Origin of the sequence: Aquimarina rhodophyticola (genome assembly GCF_042434915.1) — a bacterium.
Classification (GTDB): Bacteria; Bacteroidota; Bacteroidia; order Flavobacteriales; family Flavobacteriaceae; genus Aquimarina.
Map to the genome: position 1 here is coordinate 900,589 of NZ_CP170198.1, position 17,262 is coordinate 917,850.

The 17,262-nt window shown below is 34.3% G+C and carries 18 protein-coding genes; 3 read left to right on the plus strand and 15 right to left on the minus strand.

All coding sequences use genetic code 11. The features are described 5' to 3' along the window. Positions 1-144 precede the first annotated feature (144 nt). From ACE939_RS03800 to rlmD, 10 genes are all read right to left on the minus strand, one after another. A complete protein-coding gene (locus ACE939_RS03800; RefSeq protein WP_378187447.1) occupies positions 145-1,050 on the minus strand; it encodes a hypothetical protein in 906 nt (301 codons plus the stop codon). A 224-nt stretch (positions 1,051-1,274) separates the two neighbouring features. Next, a complete protein-coding gene (locus ACE939_RS03805) occupies positions 1,275-1,718 on the minus strand; it encodes a hypothetical protein (RefSeq protein ID WP_378187448.1) in 444 nt (147 codons plus the stop codon). Between the two features lie 180 nt (positions 1,719-1,898). After that, positions 1,899-2,594: a hypothetical protein gene (locus ACE939_RS03810; RefSeq protein WP_378187449.1), complete on the minus strand. Its 696-nt coding sequence runs from the start codon at positions 2,592-2,594 to the stop codon at positions 1,899-1,901. Between the two features lie 366 nt (positions 2,595-2,960). After that, a complete protein-coding gene (locus ACE939_RS03815) occupies positions 2,961-3,545 on the minus strand; it encodes a DUF998 domain-containing protein (protein WP_378187451.1) in 585 nt (194 codons plus the stop codon). Between the two features lie 127 nt (positions 3,546-3,672). Next, positions 3,673-4,131 carry a hypothetical protein gene (locus ACE939_RS03820; RefSeq protein WP_378187452.1) on the minus strand — a complete coding sequence of 153 codons (459 nt, stop codon included), beginning with the start codon at positions 4,129-4,131 and terminating at the stop codon, positions 3,673-3,675. A gap of 471 nt (positions 4,132-4,602) precedes the next feature. Next, on the minus strand, positions 4,603-5,043 hold the full coding sequence (locus ACE939_RS03825) for a hypothetical protein (RefSeq protein WP_378187453.1): 441 nt from the start codon (positions 5,041-5,043) through the stop codon (positions 4,603-4,605). A gap of 78 nt (positions 5,044-5,121) precedes the next feature. Beyond that, positions 5,122-5,745 (minus strand): GNAT family N-acetyltransferase, encoded by a 624-nt coding sequence (locus tag ACE939_RS03830; RefSeq protein WP_378187454.1) that lies wholly within the window; start codon positions 5,743-5,745, stop codon positions 5,122-5,124. A 627-nt stretch (positions 5,746-6,372) separates the two neighbouring features. Beyond that, positions 6,373-7,104 carry a DUF6048 family protein gene (locus ACE939_RS03835; RefSeq protein ID WP_378187455.1) on the minus strand — a complete coding sequence of 244 codons (732 nt, stop codon included), beginning with the start codon at positions 7,102-7,104 and terminating at the stop codon, positions 6,373-6,375. Beyond that, the gene (locus ACE939_RS03840) at positions 7,070-7,588 is read right to left on the minus strand and encodes a DUF6452 family protein (protein ID WP_378187457.1); all 519 of its coding nucleotides are present in this window, start codon (positions 7,586-7,588) and stop codon (positions 7,070-7,072) included. The genes ACE939_RS03835 and ACE939_RS03840 overlap by 35 nt, the downstream gene beginning before the upstream one ends. A gap of 11 nt (positions 7,589-7,599) precedes the next feature. Then, positions 7,600-9,009, minus strand: a complete 1,410-nt coding sequence (gene rlmD, locus ACE939_RS03845) for a 23S rRNA (uracil(1939)-C(5))-methyltransferase RlmD (RefSeq protein ID WP_378187458.1) — start codon at positions 9,007-9,009, stop codon at positions 7,600-7,602. 159 nt (positions 9,010-9,168) lie between these two features. Between rlmD and rocD the strand changes: the two genes are divergently transcribed. Beyond that, positions 9,169-10,449 (plus strand): ornithine--oxo-acid transaminase, encoded by a 1,281-nt coding sequence (rocD, locus tag ACE939_RS03850; RefSeq protein WP_378187459.1) that lies wholly within the window; start codon positions 9,169-9,171, stop codon positions 10,447-10,449. 80 nt (positions 10,450-10,529) lie between these two features. Here rocD and ACE939_RS03855 read toward each other — a convergent pair whose 3' ends face one another. Both ACE939_RS03855 and ACE939_RS03860 read right to left on the minus strand, forming a co-directional pair. Next, positions 10,530-10,850, minus strand: a complete 321-nt coding sequence (locus ACE939_RS03855) for a CCC motif membrane protein (protein ID WP_378187460.1) — start codon at positions 10,848-10,850, stop codon at positions 10,530-10,532. Positions 10,851-10,862: 12 nt separating this feature from the next. After that, positions 10,863-11,147, minus strand: a complete 285-nt coding sequence (locus ACE939_RS03860) for a DUF2752 domain-containing protein (RefSeq protein ID WP_378187461.1) — start codon at positions 11,145-11,147, stop codon at positions 10,863-10,865. Between the two features lie 307 nt (positions 11,148-11,454). Between ACE939_RS03860 and ACE939_RS03865 the strand changes: the two genes are divergently transcribed. Further along, positions 11,455-12,006, plus strand: coding sequence for a Smr/MutS family protein (locus ACE939_RS03865; protein ID WP_378187462.1), 552 nt, complete (start codon positions 11,455-11,457; stop codon positions 12,004-12,006). A 4-nt stretch (positions 12,007-12,010) separates the two neighbouring features. On the opposite strand, the gene ACE939_RS03870 is transcribed toward ACE939_RS03865, so the two are convergent. Together ACE939_RS03870 and ACE939_RS03875 are read right to left on the minus strand one after the other, a co-directional pair. After that, positions 12,011-12,574 carry a hypothetical protein gene (locus ACE939_RS03870; RefSeq protein ID WP_378187463.1) on the minus strand — a complete coding sequence of 188 codons (564 nt, stop codon included), beginning with the start codon at positions 12,572-12,574 and terminating at the stop codon, positions 12,011-12,013. Then, entirely contained in the window at positions 12,564-13,472 is a 909-nt protein-coding gene (locus ACE939_RS03875; protein ID WP_378187464.1) for a hypothetical protein, read from the minus strand. The genes ACE939_RS03870 and ACE939_RS03875 overlap by 11 nt, the downstream gene beginning before the upstream one ends. 155 nt (positions 13,473-13,627) lie before the next feature. Between ACE939_RS03875 and ACE939_RS03880 the strand changes: the two genes are divergently transcribed. Continuing rightward, a complete protein-coding gene (locus ACE939_RS03880) occupies positions 13,628-14,776 on the plus strand; it encodes a cysteine desulfurase family protein (protein WP_378187465.1) in 1,149 nt (382 codons plus the stop codon). A gap of 10 nt (positions 14,777-14,786) precedes the next feature. Here the strand turns inward: ACE939_RS03880 and ACE939_RS03885 are convergent, their stop codons facing one another. After that, on the minus strand, positions 14,787-17,252 hold the full coding sequence (locus ACE939_RS03885) for a carboxypeptidase-like regulatory domain-containing protein (protein WP_378187466.1): 2,466 nt from the start codon (positions 17,250-17,252) through the stop codon (positions 14,787-14,789). Between the last annotated feature and the right edge of the window lie 10 nt (positions 17,253-17,262).

Below are 17,262 nucleotides of genomic sequence, written 5' to 3' on the forward strand. Positions count from 1 at the left end.
TTTTACTTCTGTTTTTGTAGGTGTAAATAGAATGAAATCAAATCTGGAAATTAAAATTTTAGACAGTATCCATAGTTTTGTGTAACCAGTTATGAAAAGAATATTCGTAATTCGGTACTGCACCTTGAAAAGTTGATCATTGAACTATTTATAAAAATATTTGATTACATCACCTGAGTAAAAACTTCCGTCCCTTCGCATTTCCAATGGTCGGTTTTTGGCGTCAACAATATATCTAAAAACTATATTTTCATTAGTTCGGTGTGCATGAAGAAACACTCTCTCAAGATACTTATTAGTTTGCTCTTCAATATAATATCTTATCGGATGATTCTTAATTAAAAATACATTCAAGCTATTACCAAAGAAATTATTAATTAAAGGTTTTTTTTCATTACCATAAGTATAATCCGTTTGCCATGAAAAAACATCTAAAGGATCGCCTAAATACTTTTTTTGATAACGATCATTTTGTTTGTCAAATAAAAATATGTGGTTGGTCTTTAAATTTTTAATCGTATCTAAATTCCCCCTTATTAGGTAAAGATCTTCCTCCAAAATTTTGTCATTATCTAAGTGGTCAACTCTATATTTTCTTACAGTATCTGATTTGTATTCATAGTAAGTGCCATAATTATATAGTTTTGAACCCCAGTTAGAGGTCTTAAACTTGACATCTACTATTTTCTGTACTCTAAAATTTTCATCATAGAAATAGGTTGTAGTAAGATAAAGGTTGGTTAAATTTTCATCCGTAAAATAATTTATTTGAGTAAGCAGCATATTTGCATCGTAATCGTATGTATTAAAACGTTTATAAGTTTTTTGCGTATATGTCAGAAAATACTCTGATCTGGTAATTAATTTGTTTTCATAGTATTCAATTATACTGTCTCTTCCAATTGTATCAGGATCTCCTCTACTCACAAACAATCTCTTTTTTAGATTATCCGATAAAATTTCTATTTGATCTTCATCATTATTACATGAGATAAGTGATACAATAAATAGAAATAATAGTATTTTTTTCATATCAATAGAATTAATCATGAGTAAACAATTATAGTTTTATGCAGAACGTTTTGGTCAATTGGTTACAACGTTAAATATATGGCAAATAGGGCAGAAAACCAATAATTTTTTTCGGTTGAGCTACAAGCCAAATTTTTAAATTTTATTATTTATCTTTTTTATTGGAAATCGTCAAATTTAAAAATTTGGCTGACTTTCTAAATATACATAAACCTTTCGATTAAGTATTTATTAGCTATGTTTTATACATCGTTTTGTGCGTTCGTTTCTTTTTTTTGTTCCTCTAAATATTGTTTATAAGGTTCAAAAGCTTCTTCATATGCACCTTCCAAGAGGTTTATTACTGCATATGATAGGCAATCTATCCAATCGGCTAAAAGTTCTACTTGTTTTTTGGTGATTAAATTATTTCTTCTAAGCATTCCATTTTTCTCAATTCCCCAAGATTTACTTAGGTGACAAATTCCCCACAAATTTGAAACTAATTCACGTTCAATATTTTCTTTATAAAAATCGTATTTTAGAACTTTTAAAATAGAGATTAATTCGTGAAAATTAGACTCAAGTAATTCTCCTTTAAATGGACGAAGCATACCTAAAAATCCGTTTTCACTTTTCGGGTGAGAATAATTCTTATGGGTAAAACTGTGATGTCTTAAAAGCTCTTTTGCTTCTTTTTTAGTCATTTTGAATATGTATCTTAAAGTGCTCTCTCGAATAACGCACAACGGTCTCATATAACCGTCAGTTACGGGTTAATATGCGTTAATTTTCGGTTTAGCACGGATGTTAGCAATTCCGAGTGGATTCGGACGTAGTCGAATCCGCCGTAATTGCGGTTATCATTATTGTAAACAGTACTTTTTTCATTTTTTAACTCTATTTACTTTGACATAAAGCCAAGGCACAGGCTCAAATCCATTAACTTGGTCATTCATAAATTCCATTATCTCGTCCCAGTTTTCGCAACTTTCTATAAGTCCAAATTTATTTATTTGCAGTCCGAATTTAGCTTTCAAATCATTCGATACGTCATGGCAATGAAAAGAGTGGAAATCTCCGCTTGTTTCAATTCCAATTATGTCGTAACCTAAAAACTCGTTTTTTTCTAAATCAAGCTCTTTGGTTTTAAGTTTGCTATAAATTCCGATTTCTCCACTACTCGATAGAGTTGGTTTTGTCATTTCCAACGCTTCGCTCAAATCAGATTCGGGAAAGCTGATACTTAATATTTCAAAGTTAGAATCATTAAAAAAGAACTTTTCTTTGTACTCGGTCAATGTTTTTAAGTCCGAAAATGTGTTTATCCAACCGAGTTTTTCTTCATTCAACTTTTTGTCAACCCAAAATTGTATTTCCTCAACATTTTTGTCAGTCAGATTAAAAGTTTGTTTAGTTTCTTCTAATTCTTTCTTTTCAGTTGTAACCCAAGAAATTGCCCAAGAGTCAAAAAAAGAGTTGTTAACACAACGACTACAAGTATAGATTTCCGAACCTTTAATCGTTCCGTATTCGATAGGTTTTAATTTAATTAGATAATATGCTCCTATGTAGTACTTCATTTGCTTTTCGGCATTGTTTACAACAAGGTTATATAGTTATCCATAGTAACTATATTTCTCTTTTACACACGCTACCCTAAAGATACAAAGTGGGGTTGGTAGTGCGTTTTACTGTTACTAAGCTACATAATTTCTAATACATACGCTAGGTAAGAATTCAATAGATTTTAAAACTATCTGACTCATAGAGTCAAACCCATGCCTCTATGTACACAAAAGCCTATGACCAAGTCACACCATTGTTTGCGTAAATTTGTAAAATACTTTTAATTAATCCTTACCTGATAGCAGTTGTATCAGATGAGAATTGTTGACCTTTACCGTTACTAGTCGCAGACTAACGGAATATGGGAGCCATTGTTGTGCTTAGTATTTATTTCTGATTTCTTGTTTAGATAAAACATATGCTGAATAAGAAAACCAAGAGAATAAAGCAATTCCAAAAAGTCTTTGTGTCAATCCTCGGTAATCGAATGAAACAAATTTTACAGCTAACAGATCCCAGAAATAAAGGAAAATTATTGTCGTCACAATAATTGCAATTTTCATAGTCAATTTGGATGCCTTCTTCTTTTCCATTTCATAGAGGAATGCAAATGGAAGCAGCAGTATTGACATTGGTAATCCATATAGTGAGTGCCATGGCGAGCCAATTGAAATAACTGCTCCACACAAAAAAGATATTCCAAATAGGGTTATCAAAAATGAACTTATTAAAAACTGTCTTTTAAACTTCACGTATAAACCAATTCCAAATAGAACCAATGATACTCCAGTTATGAATATTCCAATAGTTAAGACTATTCCGGCAGTTTTGTTTTCATTGAGTGCTAATTCACTAACTTGTTGTCCTATTTGACTGTAATTTTCGGCAAATAGGCTTCCAATTATTACAGTTCCAAAATAATACATTGGTAAATAAATTGCTTGTTTGATTAGAGTGTTTTTCATCTACATTTTAGTTAATTATTAACTTGGTATAAAGTAAGCACAATGGTAATTATAAGAATAGTAGCGGGTTGAAAGCGCTTACTTTTCGGTTTTATCACTTAGCCAAATTTAGAATTTACTATTATTTTTATACCGTGTTGTATGGCGTTTTTAATCTTAGTTTTCCTTTTAGCTTTTCATAACCAATATTCTCAAAAATTGTATTCCAATCAGAGATTATTTTAGTTATATTTTTTTCTTTTTTTCCTTCAGCAATTTCTTTTTTTCTTAATATGCTCAAGTTTTTGTCAATAAGGTCTAATAATTCTTTATCGGTATAATCTTTATAGTTTTTTCTAAAGGCAAAATATTTTAAAAGTGTTTCTAAACGCTTAATTCCAAAACCAATTTCACTTCCTAATTCGTGTGTAAGCATTAGTATCATATTTTCAATTTCTGATGCACATAAGTTTTGTTCATCAAATTCATTTCCAAGATAATCCTCATAGGATTCTAAAAATATATTTTCTAAAGTCTGAAGTTGTTTTTTGACTTTATGCATTTCTTCAATAAATTGATTAGTTTTTTCCATTTTCGTTAATGACATACAATAATATTATATAGACACCTATGGTAACTATATTTCTCTTTTACAAACACTACCCTAAAGATATATAGTGGGGTTGGTAGTAGGTTTTACTGTTACTAAGCTACATAATTTCTAATACATACGCTATGTAAGGATTCAATAGATTTTAAAACTATCTGACTTATAGAGTCAAACCCATGCCTCTATGTGCCTAATAATCTGTGACCAAGTCATACCCTTGTATATTTTAATATATAAAACGTTTCGAAATAACCCTTACTTACTAGCAGTTGTATCAGACGAGAACAGTTAACATATACCGCCACTAGTCACAGACTAGCGGAGTATGGGGTTTAGAGCACTTTGTATTGCAGTAGTTATTAGTATATTGTTTTAGAAAACTAGCGCTTAGACTCAAAATTTTATACCGATTTTATCTTTTTAAAGGACTTGAGCAACCGTTACTGGTGTTGTGGTACATATTTTGTGTTAAATTGGAAATCCTTTTCTCCGTAATTCACTTTTTTCTTGTTCGTTAAAGTTCTTTTTAATTAATTCCATTCTTGTTCTGTTTTCCCTTTTCTGTCTTATCCAATGATATAAATTTCCAATTTTCGATTCGGTCAAAGACCAATAGCCTTCTGGATTAATCGATTTATCGTAACGAAATGATTTCCATTCTTCTGTTCTATCTTTTTGTCGAGTTCTAATCCTACCTAAAGTACGTTCTTCGTCAAATACCAAGTACCAAACATCAACAATGTCTTGCTGTATTTCGTCAGGGATTTCATTAATTCTATCTCTTAAGGCGCTATTAAACCTGTTTTGAAAATTAGCTTTATTTGGATTCTCTCTTTCTAAAAGGTCATTAACAAATCTTGTAGCTGTATCTACTGGGGTTCTGCTTTTATTATTTTTTGTAAATGCCAAATTTTATAGTTGGCGACTTTGCAAATAAGCACAGATCTTTCATTTAAGCTCAAAAGCCCTATGTTTTCTTATACATTGTTACCATTTCGTTATTTTCTCGGAGTATTTTGTCAATTTATTTTTCAGATCACTTTTAACATTTTCAAACCACTCATCTTTTAAAATACTCAAAAAAATAGCATCAATTCTATTTCCATAATTGTCAAGGCAGTAATTCCTAAAAACTCCCTCAACTTTGCAACCTATGCTTTTCATAGCATTTATACTTCTTTCGTTTAGGTTACTCGCTGCGAATCCTACTCGTTCCACTCCAATTTTCTCAAAAGCAAATTCTAACATTAAATATTTACAATTTTTATTTGTTCCATCTCCGTGCGTTTGTTTCCCGTACCAAGTATACCCCAAATCAACTGTATTATTTAGTGTTTTGAATGCATAAAATCTAGTACTACCCACAAATTTCTTTTTTCGCTTATCAAATACTATGAAAGGATATTCCTTTTCCTCTTTGCGTTGTTGAATGGCATTAGCGATATAATTTTCAAGATTTTTTTCACCATTCGCTCCTCCAGAGTTAAATCGCCACAATTCAGGTTCATTTGTTGAGTATTCTAATAAATGTTCAAAATCAGATATTTCTAGAGGTCTTAACTTGACTAAATCATTTTCTAATATGTAATTCTCTTCGAAGTCAATTTGCATTTTTAAAATTTTAAAGAGTTTTTTACTAATGAATGGTAACAACAATATATAGACACCTATGGTAACTATATATCTCTTTTACGATTACTACCCTAAAGATACAAAGTGGGGTTGGTAGTGGGTTTTACTATTACTAAACTACATAATTTTTTTCAGTCTGGGATCGTATCGATTTTGATAATAGGATCTTTTATTAACATCAAGCTTTATTAACATACGACGATACTCCAAATTTATTAGGCGTGTATAACTATAAGGTCTCCCTGCAAGGTGTAATAGCTTCCTGCGAGGGGATAACCCCTCCCTGCGACTCCTAGTATAGCTCCTGCGAAGGTTGGAGCCTGTCCTGCGCAGGTATAAGGTCGTCCTGCGAGGGTTTAATAGCTTGCGGGGCGGGTAAGACTTCTTCCTGTAAGCATGGTGTGCGTTCCTGATTAGGGAATAAGGCTTCCTTGGTAACTGGAGTACAAGATAATCGCCACGTAAGAGTGGTAGGTATCGCAGGGAGCTGCGTATAGCCGCCTGCATAGCTAGTTGATTTTAGAAAAGCATGTTTTACAATCCAGAGCGTCTACCAAGCTCTTTACCAATAGGGGTAGAGTACCAAGGGTTTGTAAAGACTATGAGTTACTTTTTCTTTTTATAAAAAGGAATCAAATAACTTATCGAGTAGCCATAGCCCACGCCAAAATTGCTGAAATCATTGGTTTTGCCAAAACCAGGAATAAATAGGTTATCAAAAAGTGTTGGAGATGTCTCGTTGATCATGCCCCGTATGGATACATTGGCACCTAGGTAAATATTAGCAATCAGTTCTACTTTAATTCCTAAAATGAGTTCGCCCCATCCTGCGGTCAGTCCTTTCTCCTCGATAGGTTGGGTGACACGTGTAGGTCCGTAATAATTGGTTCCTGTAAATACGGCATACTCGTCCAACCGTTGCGAAAACGTAGCAAAACCATATCGCAAGCCAACATAGATGTTATTTTGCATCCCATACCAATTATCATAAGCGTTATAATCTACACCAACACGCACGTAGCTACCTGTGCCTTCACCCACTACATTTTCTTCTTCTCTTAGTAATTTCTCATTTCCGATCTCGGCAGCCAGATAAAAATCTTTATAAAATCTATAGTCGGCAGTAATCTCAAATCCAGTATACGTATCATTAATTGCTGTGAGTAGTAATTTACTAAGATCTGTTCCTATGCGTAAGCCATACTTTTCACCAGGCGGCAGGGTATCGGTGATGGTAACTTGTTGCTCTGTTTTTGGGCTAGTCGATGTTTCTTGAGCAAACAGCGTGGCTGCACTTACAAGACTAATGACGAATAAGTACGTGCGTAGTGTTTTCATCCTTGACATTTAAACTTTGTACATTAATTTCGTTAATCCAAGTATCAGTATCGACAACATTTTCTCGTGTAGCCGATATGCCTTCAAACGTAGCTCTAAAACCACAAGCGCTACTCACATATTCTTCGACTGTGGTGTATTGAAAACTTACCATATCTGTATTTGATGGGATGGAGTCATTCTCGGTAATACTATTTATCGTAAACTCAAATTCACTAAGCGTTCCATTGGTGCGTAGCGGTATTGTGATGGTATCTAGCGTTGCACCAAGTTCTAGCAGTTCGTCAATACCCTCTGCTTTAATTTGTAATTCTACAGGAGCTTCTGGTTCGCCAGAGTCAGATGATATAAATGCGATAACGAGCATTGGGGTTGTTGCCGTATCTGGTGCACAAATGTCATCGCGCTCACAGCTTATCTGCGTAAGCAAGAGCATTGGTAGCACCGATAAACAGGTAATTAGCAAATACGGTTTTAATCTCATGATTGATAGTGTTATCTTTTTTCTAACAATACAACATTTTCGACATGATGTGTTTGTGGAAACATATCTACTGGCTGTACCTTGGTTACTTTGTATGCCTCATCTAATAACGCCAAATCTCTTGCCTGTGTTGCACTGTTGCAACTCACATACACAATTTTTGATGGAGCAATATTAAGCAATTGTTGCACTACATCCTTATGCATCCCATCTCTAGGAGGGTCGGTTATTACAACTTCTGGTTGTCCATGCGTGGCAATAAATTCTTTGGTAAACACTTTTTTCATGTCTCCAACATAAAATTCTGTATTCTCGATCTTATTGTTTCGCGCATTTTCTTTGGCATCTTCAATTGCTTCGGGTACAGCTTCTACGCCAACTACTCTTTTTGCTTTTTTGGCTATAAATTGCGCTATGGTACCAGTGCCTGTATACAAGTCATACACTAATTCTTCACCCGTTAACTGTGCAAAATCACGGGTAATTTTATAGAGTTCGTATGCTTGTAGAGAGTTGGTTTGGTAAAAGGACTTTGCATTGATTTTAAATTGTAAGCCTTCCATTTCTTCAGTAATATGATCTTTACCGTGATAGCAAATCACATCTTGATCATAAATCGTATCATTACCTTTACCATTAACAACATATTGCAGCGAAGTAATTTCGGGAAATTCAGTTTTTATGAAATCCAGTAATAGATTTCGTTTTTCGGCATCATCAAAAAAGAACTGTACCAAAACCATAATCTCACCAGTAGAGGTGGTGCGTATCATTAAAGTGCGCAGCAATCCAGTTTGATTGCGAGCGTTATAAAAAGAGAGATTATTTTGAGAAGCAAAATCTTTAACCTTGTTACGTATGGCATTACTTGGATCCTCTTGTAGGTAACAGGTGTCGATATCCAATATTTTATCCCACATCCCAGGGATATGAAAACCGAGTGCATTTCTATCCTCAATTGTAGCATCATTCTGTATTTCTTCTAAGGATAACCAGCGGCTGTCACTAAAAGAAAATTCCATTTTATTACGGTAAAAAAACTGTTCTGCAGATCCTAAAATCGGTGTCACTTCTGGCAGTTCTACTTTACCAATGCGAGTCAAATTGTTTATAACCTCTTGTTGTTTGTAATCTAGTTGATGCTCATAGCCCATAAATTGCCATTTACACCCCCCACAGGTACCAAAATGTTTACAGATTGGTGCTACGCGTTTGGACGAAGCTTTTATTAAGTTGGTAGCCGTACCCTCATAATAGGCTTTTCTTTTTTTGGTAGTTCTAATATCAATGATATCACCAGGAACTGCATTGTTTAAAAAGATAACTTTACCATCGGGAGCTTTGGCAATACTCTTTCCTTTTGCTCCTGCATCAATAACTTCGACATTCTCGAAGACTTGCTTTTTATTTTTTCTCGCCATAGCGCAAAAATAGAATATTTAGTAGGATTAAAGAGATAAGCGTTAAAAAATTCGATAAAGATTTAGTAATTTGCGATCCACTTCAGTACGGTTGATTTCTCGCCGCTCTCACGAGTAGGATAAGTAGGAATAGTAAAGTTTTATTTTAATACGTTTATAATGGCAGTTTTAGAAAAAAAGTCATCACAACATTCAATTGATTTAGAAAATAAGTATGGAGCTCATAACTACCATCCATTGCCTGTCGTGCTAGACCGAGGTGAAGGAGTTTTTGTATGGGATGTAGAGGATAAAAAATATTATGACTTTTTAAGTGCATACTCGGCTGTAAATCAAGGGCATTGTCATCCCAAAATAGTGGGGGCAATGACCGAGCAGGCCAAAAAACTAACGCTGACATCTCGTGCGTTTTACAATGATAAGCTTGGAGAATTCGAGAAATTTGCTACCGAGTATTTTGGCTTTGATAAGTTATTACCTATGAATACAGGGGCTGAGGCGGTTGAGACTGCTTTAAAAATCTGTCGTCGTTGGGCTTATGAGAAAAAAGGAATTGCCGAAAATGAGGCACAGATTGTAGTATGCGAGAATAATTTTCATGGTCGTACGACAACTATCATTTCTTTTTCAAACGATCCTGTTGCTCGTGATAATTTTGGCCCTTATACCAATGGATTTATCAAAATTGAATATGACAATTTAAAAGCGTTAGAAGACGTTTTGGAAAGTACTCCTAATATTGCTGGATTTCTAGTAGAACCAATACAGGGTGAAGCAGGTGTTTATGTTCCTTCTGAAGGTTATTTGGCTCAGGCAAAAGCATTGTGTAAAAAACACAACGTACTTTTTATAGCAGACGAGGTGCAAACAGGTATTGCGCGTACAGGTAGATTATTAGCTACTTGTGGAGATTGTGGGTGTCCAGAGAAAAATTGTTCGGGTACACCCGAGGTTAAACCAGATGTTTTAATTTTGGGAAAAGCAATTAGTGGAGGTGCTTATCCAGTATCTGCTGTGCTGGCAAATGATAGTATTATGGAAGTAATACGACCAGGAAGCCATGGTAGTACCTTTGGAGGAAACCCTATTGCTGCTGCCGTAGCTACAGCTGCACTCGAGGTTATTCGTGACGAAAAGTTAGCAATTAATGCTTTTGAGTTGGGAGAACTTTTTAGAGCAGAGCTTAACAAGTATATTAAAACATCAAATATCGTTAATCTGGTACGTGGTAAAGGTTTATTAAATGCGATTGTAATCAATGATAGTGAAGATAGTGATACTGCTTGGAATATTTGTGTTGCTTTAAAAGAAAATGGTTTATTAGCAAAACCAACACATGGTAATATCATTCGTTTTGCACCGCCATTAGTAATGACCAAGGAGCAATTACTGGATTGTGTACGTATTATTACTGAAACGTTGAAAACTTTTGAAAAGTAACTCAGGCTATAAAGATATAGTTTTGATCATAAAAAAAAATCCCGCTCATTGCGGGATTTTTTATGACAGGTAAAGCAGTATTAATTATACTGTTCAATCATTTCTTGTTGCATTTCCATGATCCCGTCATAACCAGCAATGATAAAAATGATAATTATTGTAATGAGATATAGTGCGCTTAATACCAGGCCAATGATTGCCAAAATCTTTCCTGTCTTTACATTTTGATAGCCATGATATAGCTCAGGATTCTCTAGATAAAGCTCAGTTGCTTTTTTTGACATAATAATGGCAATAATAGCAAATATGATTCCGAAGAAACCATAACAGCAACATCCAAGAATGGATAAAATTCCGAATACTAAAATTAACGTAGAGTTTGGTAATGTTTGTTTTTCCATAATTTTGAAAGGTTAATTAAATAAATAATGCATTTTGATAAAATAGCTGGTGATCATAGTCATTGCGGTAATTATGAGCAAACCATATTTAATATAGGTATCGAACCTAAATTTTAAAAACAGATTGATTCCCCAAAAAGCCAATAGTAGCACCAATGGATAAATGGCAGGATACATTTTAAAGGCTTGCGCAAATTCTCCCTGTGCCAAAAAGGCAAGAGCACGTTGCAATCCACAGCCCATACAATCTATCCCAAAAAGTTTTTTATTTAAACAAGGAAGCATGTAATTATCCACAGTTATCTAGCTTAGATTTGTGACACAATATACGTATTTACATATTTTGTACCAGAGATAATTCCATTTTCATAATTTCCTTATATTTTTACAGAATGAAAAGCGTGTATATAAAGTCTGTTTTGAAAGTGATTTGTATCTGTATTGGGATTACACTACTGGTATATGAACTAATTGTTGAAGAAAAAAATTACTATGTACAAAGTGTTGGTATTATTTGCTTAATGGGGGGGATGTATATGGTCAATGCAGGCTTAACATCTCGCTCTCAATCTAAGGATAACCAACTTACAAATCAAAAAGAAGTATGATACAAATAGGGGATAAGGTGTCTGTTTTGGACGAGGATATTAGTGGTAAGGTAATTGCTATTAGTGAGCACGAAGCTGTTATAACTAGTGAAGACGGATTCGAGTTAAGTTTCCCTGTCAAAGAACTTGTCAAAATACAAACGGGTGATATGACCTTGCCTTCGTATGAAGAAGTGCATAAAAATTTGCAAGAAAAAGAGCACTTTCAAAAAAAAACAAAACGACCAGTAAGTACTCCCAAAAAGCAACAAGCACCACCAATGGAGGTTGATTTACATATTCATAAACTAGTAAAATCGAGTAAGGGTATGACAAATCATGACATGGTTAACCTTCAATTAGACACGGCAAAACGTCAGCTAGATTTTGCAATACGTAAACGAATACCTCGTGTAATTTTTATACATGGAGTGGGGCAAGGGGTCCTCAAAGAAGAACTAGCCTATTTTTTTGGAAGGTATGATAACCTGAGTATTTCTGACGGGGATTATAAAAAATATGGATTAGGTGCGATGGAGGTGTACATAAAGCAAAATCCTAATAAATAATATTTTAAGGGGTAAAAGTTTTGACCACTTCTTGCTCGCCCAAAGCCAAGAATTCTTTTCTGTAAGCAATAGCATCACCTATTAATGTAATATCCCTAAGTACTATAGTGCGTTTAAATATAGAATCAGTAGCCTCTGTTCTCAAAAAATCATAACTAATTTCAGCTGTTCCACTAGTACTCGTATACTCAAGTGTGGTGGTGTTTTCTTTTGGCGGAATATCACTACAAAAATAACTCGAAGGATTTATTGAAGCGCTAAACTCACGATAGGTTACTAGATTAGTAGTCTGGTTAAGCAACACAGTTTCAACATTTGCTAGTTTTTTGGAATCTGGAATAAGATCAAAATTTGTTTCTGTAAAATTGAGCAAGAGGGTTTTGGTATTGGCAGAATTAAGTTTATAAAATACAAAGGTGTTTGCGTTAGTATTCGCACAATTATCAAGTACTCCATCAAACTCTAACTCAACAGTTATTATGTCCCCTTCGCTACAGCTAATAGTACCCATTAGTAAACATAGCAACGCTACAAGATATGAGGTGTTAGATAGGTTATTATTTTTCATCTTTCTCATTTATCTTATCAATAGTGGTGTCCTTAAAACCTAGCACATAAGTATCAGAGTCCAAGGTTTGCGACTCAGAGCTTAATGCCAACTCGGTAATACTAACCGATGTTCTATAGGTGGTTTTTATAGTATTAAAATTATTGATCGCTGTAGGGTACTCGGTAATCTGGTCTACTTGTAAATAATTAGGAATGTTATCATTATTATCGTCATCTGCTCTTGGGCCATCCTCCCCATTGGTATCTTCATTTCGTGTCAATATACCATCATTATCATCATCATTATCCAAATAGTCCGGGATTCCATCCTCATCACTATCTCTTGGATCGTCATTGTCTGGAATATTATTAGGTAGTTCTATAATAGTTGGAATGTTATCATCATCATCATCGGCATCCTTATAATTGGGAATACCATCCTTATCGGTATCATCATTTTCGAGATTTCCATCGTTATTAATATCTTCATCTTCGGCAGGTACACCGTCGTCGTCGTCCTCGAGAATTATATCGGTAACAATAGTTGCATTGCCAGCGAGACTAAACAACTCTTCGGTAATAGTCACATTTGTTGGAGGTACAATACTGCAAAAATAATCGGTAGGTACTTCACTGCTAAATTTACGATAGGTTAAGGCCCCTTCGTTAGTAGCAAGATTAATTTTTATAGGGATTACTGTTGGTACAATATTAGAGAACTCGTCACTTTTAAAAGTTAGAGCAATGGCTTCATTCACCGCTACACCTAGCTTAAAAAAAACAAACTCATTTTTACCAGAACCCTCACATAATTGAAGCTCTACATCATCAAATTCAAAAGAAGTGATGATAATATCACCATCATCACAGGCACATAAGAAACTACTTATTAATAGTAAAGCTATAAGTTTATTCATAAAATTTAATACGCTTTTTAGCAAAAATAAGGCAATTGAAAGATTATAACGTTATCCATGGAAAATAATTTTATTTACTCTAGTTTTGCCCTATTAAACATGTAATATGATGCTTTTGGTTTTGTAGCTAAAATGTATCAATAATTATTAAAACAATGCGAAAAGTTTATTTTGACAGCGCCGCTACTACACAGGTACATCCAGATGTTATTACTAAAATGACCGAAGTTTTACAGGAGAGCTATGGTAACCCTTCATCCATTCATTCTTTTGGACGATCTGCAAAGAATCATGTTGAGCAAGCTCGTAAACAAATAGCAAAACAATTGGGCGTAACCGCAGGTGAAATTATTTTTACATCTGGGGGTACCGAAGCCGATAATTTAGTTTTAAATAGTGCGGTTCGAGACTTAGGTGTTCGTCATATTATTACTACAAAAATAGAGCATCATGCTGTTCTCCATACAGTTCAAGAACTTCAAAAACTTCAAAATATAAAAGTTAGTTACGTAAGCATTCTACCATCTGGTGGTATTGATTACGAGCATTTACAAAGTGTGTTAGAAAACTCTACAGAAAAAATGTTGGTAAGTTTAATGCATATAAATAATGAAGTTGGCTGTATTTTGGATATAAACAAAGTGGCAGCTTTATGTGCTACTCACAAGAGCCTTTTTCATAGCGATATGGTACAATCTATAGGTCATTATGATGTGAATTTAGCAGAAATTTCAGTTGACTTTACAGCAGTAAGTGCACATAAATTTCATGGGCCCAAAGGTGTTGGGTTTGCATTTCTGCGAAAAAATTCTGGGCTTAAGCCTTTAATTTTTGGAGGAGAGCAGGAACGAGGCTACCGTGCAGGTACCGAAAGCGTTCATAATATTGTTGGTATGGCAGAAGCCTTACGATTGGCATATGAAAATTTGGACGAAGATAAAAAGTATGTGACTAGTATAAAAGATTATTTGGTAGCACAATTAAAAGACAATCTTCCCAATATTAAATTTAATGCAGCTTGTTGTAATAATGATCACAATACGTATACTTTACTTAACGTGTGTTTACCAATACCTACAGACAAAGCAGAAATTTTATTATTTCATTTAGATATTAATGGGATCGCTTGCTCACGAGGTAGTGCTTGTCAGAGTGGTAGTAGTAAAGGTTCTCATGTACTGTCAGAAATTTTATCTGCTGAAGACTTGGAAAAGCCATCGGTACGTTTTTCATTCTCCAAATTTAATACCAAAGATGAGGTGGATTATGTCGTTGCGGTACTCAAAAATTTTATCGAAAGCTAAAAATAGTTTTCTAAAATTTAAAAGCTAACTTAATATTGAAGGTTCTTGAGGTCAAATAATTTGGTATTGCATATTGGCGTTGGGAGGATGCATCACGAACAAATGTGTTGGTAATAGAATTCTGATTATTGAACAAATTATAGATTTCAAAACCAATACTTAAGTCATTAAAACAATGTAACCATTTTGTTGATGAATCGGGTCTGGTGGCATCTACTAAAATATAAGAGATGCCTAAATCTGCACGTCTATAGTCAGGTAATCTGTTCTGGTATTCATAAGGATCCGCATTATTAGGCGACCCACCGGGAACCCCTGTTTGATAAATCATATTAAGATACATTTTTAAATTAGGTATGGTGGGAATATAATCTTGAAAAAGTACGCCGACCTTAATGCATTGATCGGTAGGACGATCTATATAACCTCTGTTATCTTGGTTTTCTTGTGTTTTAAGATAGCTTAGACTTACCCAGCTTTCTGTACCCAATACAAATTCACCATTAAGACGAAGATCAATTCCTTGTGCAAATGCATTGGTGTTATTATTAGCACTATAACGAATCCTAACATTCTCGATGGTATATGCATTTACGTTGGTTAATTCTTTATAATACAGTTCTGTAGATAGTTTAAAAGGACGCTTCCATAATAAAAAACTATAGTCGTTACTTAGCACAATATGGATAGATTTCTGTGCTTTTACATTGGTGTTTATCTGACCCGTGAGATCTCTTACTTCTCTGTACATCGGGGGTTGATAATACAACCCACCTGATACTCTAAAAAGCATATCGGTTTTCCAATCTGGTTGTAAAGCAAGTTGTACTCTAGGACTTATAATAAATTCGCTATTCGAATTAAGATTTTGACCAAAAATTGTATAATGTTGCCCACGAACGCCAAGATTGGACCAAAGAAGGTGTTCACCCAGCGTACTACGCAAACTGTATTGTAAATATCCAGAGAGTCTTTGGATATCCACATCGTTTTGAGCACGAACTGCAGTAAAGGGGGTTAGTTCACTTGTAAAGGGAGTATAGGGTTGATCATTTGTAATGTCATTAATAGGTGGACGGATCGAAAATCCTGCAGAATCAATAATTTCATATTCCTGAATTCTATCTTGTATATTTTCGAGATTATACTTAAGGCCCCATTCTAATTGATGATTGTTTTTGTTGTAAGTACCTTTGTGTTCTATGGTATAAAAAAGAGCATCCAAATCATTTCTTGCATGGGTGAGTTGGGATCCAATACCTTCACTAAATTCTATTTCCCCTAAATTTTCGCTACCAATATTATTATTTACAGTTCCTAGCTCATATTGAGCTAGTATATCATAGTATTCTTGTTCTTTGGTGTGATATATCGAAGCTATTAATTTTACATCTACATTTTCATTAATTCGAAAGGTAGTTTTAAAAGCACCTAAGGATGTGGTGTAGCGATCTTCTTCTTGACCTTGGTAATATACCAAAAGCGCTTTGGTATCAGTTATAGAACCAAAGTTTGTTTGTCGTGTAATTGGCTCATAAGAATAGGTATTTAAACCTATATTACCCAAAAAACTCATTTCAAGTTTAGAAGTAGGGGTGTAGGTAAAAAATGTTTGTAGATCTGCAAATCGGGGATTAAAATTTGTTTCGGTCTGTTTTGCTGCTACTAGCATACTGTTATCACGATACCTAAACCCTAAAATACCATTAAGTTTTTTGTTTTTTGTTACCCCTTGTGTTGCTATGCTAGCACCCAATAAGCTAAAGTTCGCAGAAGTTTCAAAGCGAGTAGGGCGTTGGTAAGTAATATCCAAAACAGAGGATAATTTATCACCATACTTTGCTTGAAATCCTCCAGCAGAAAAATCCACGGTACGCACAAGATCTGTATTTACAAAGCTAAGACCTTCTTGTTGTCCAGATCTCACTAAAAATGGACGATATACCTCTATCTCATTAACATATATCAAGTTTTCATCATAATTACCTCCTCTTACCGCATATTGAGTACTCAATTCATTAGTACTACTAACGCCAGGTAATAATTTTAATAAGCCTTCTACACCAGCATTTGCCGATGGTGTTGATCTTATCGTTGCAGGGTCCAAGGTTGCTAATCCCTTAATATCCTTACGTTCGCTACCAGTAAGAACTACTTCGGCTATTTGTTCTATAGTTCGTTTCAAAATTGGATGAAGTTCGTAAACTTGATTAGGAAGTAAGTCAATCGTAAAGCTCATATTTTTAAAACCAATATGAGAAATGGTCACGGTAGTTTTATTATTTGATGGAATAATAAGTTGATATACCCCATTGGTATCACTTTGCGTACCGTTCTCACCATAGGTTATTAATGCTCCTGCAATAGGTTTATTATCTGTATCTAAAATAACACCTTTTAGATACGCCGTTTGGCTAATGATTGGTGCAAAACTAGATAAAAGTAGGAGTGTTAAGAGATTAAGTATGTTTTTCAAGGTTGTAAAA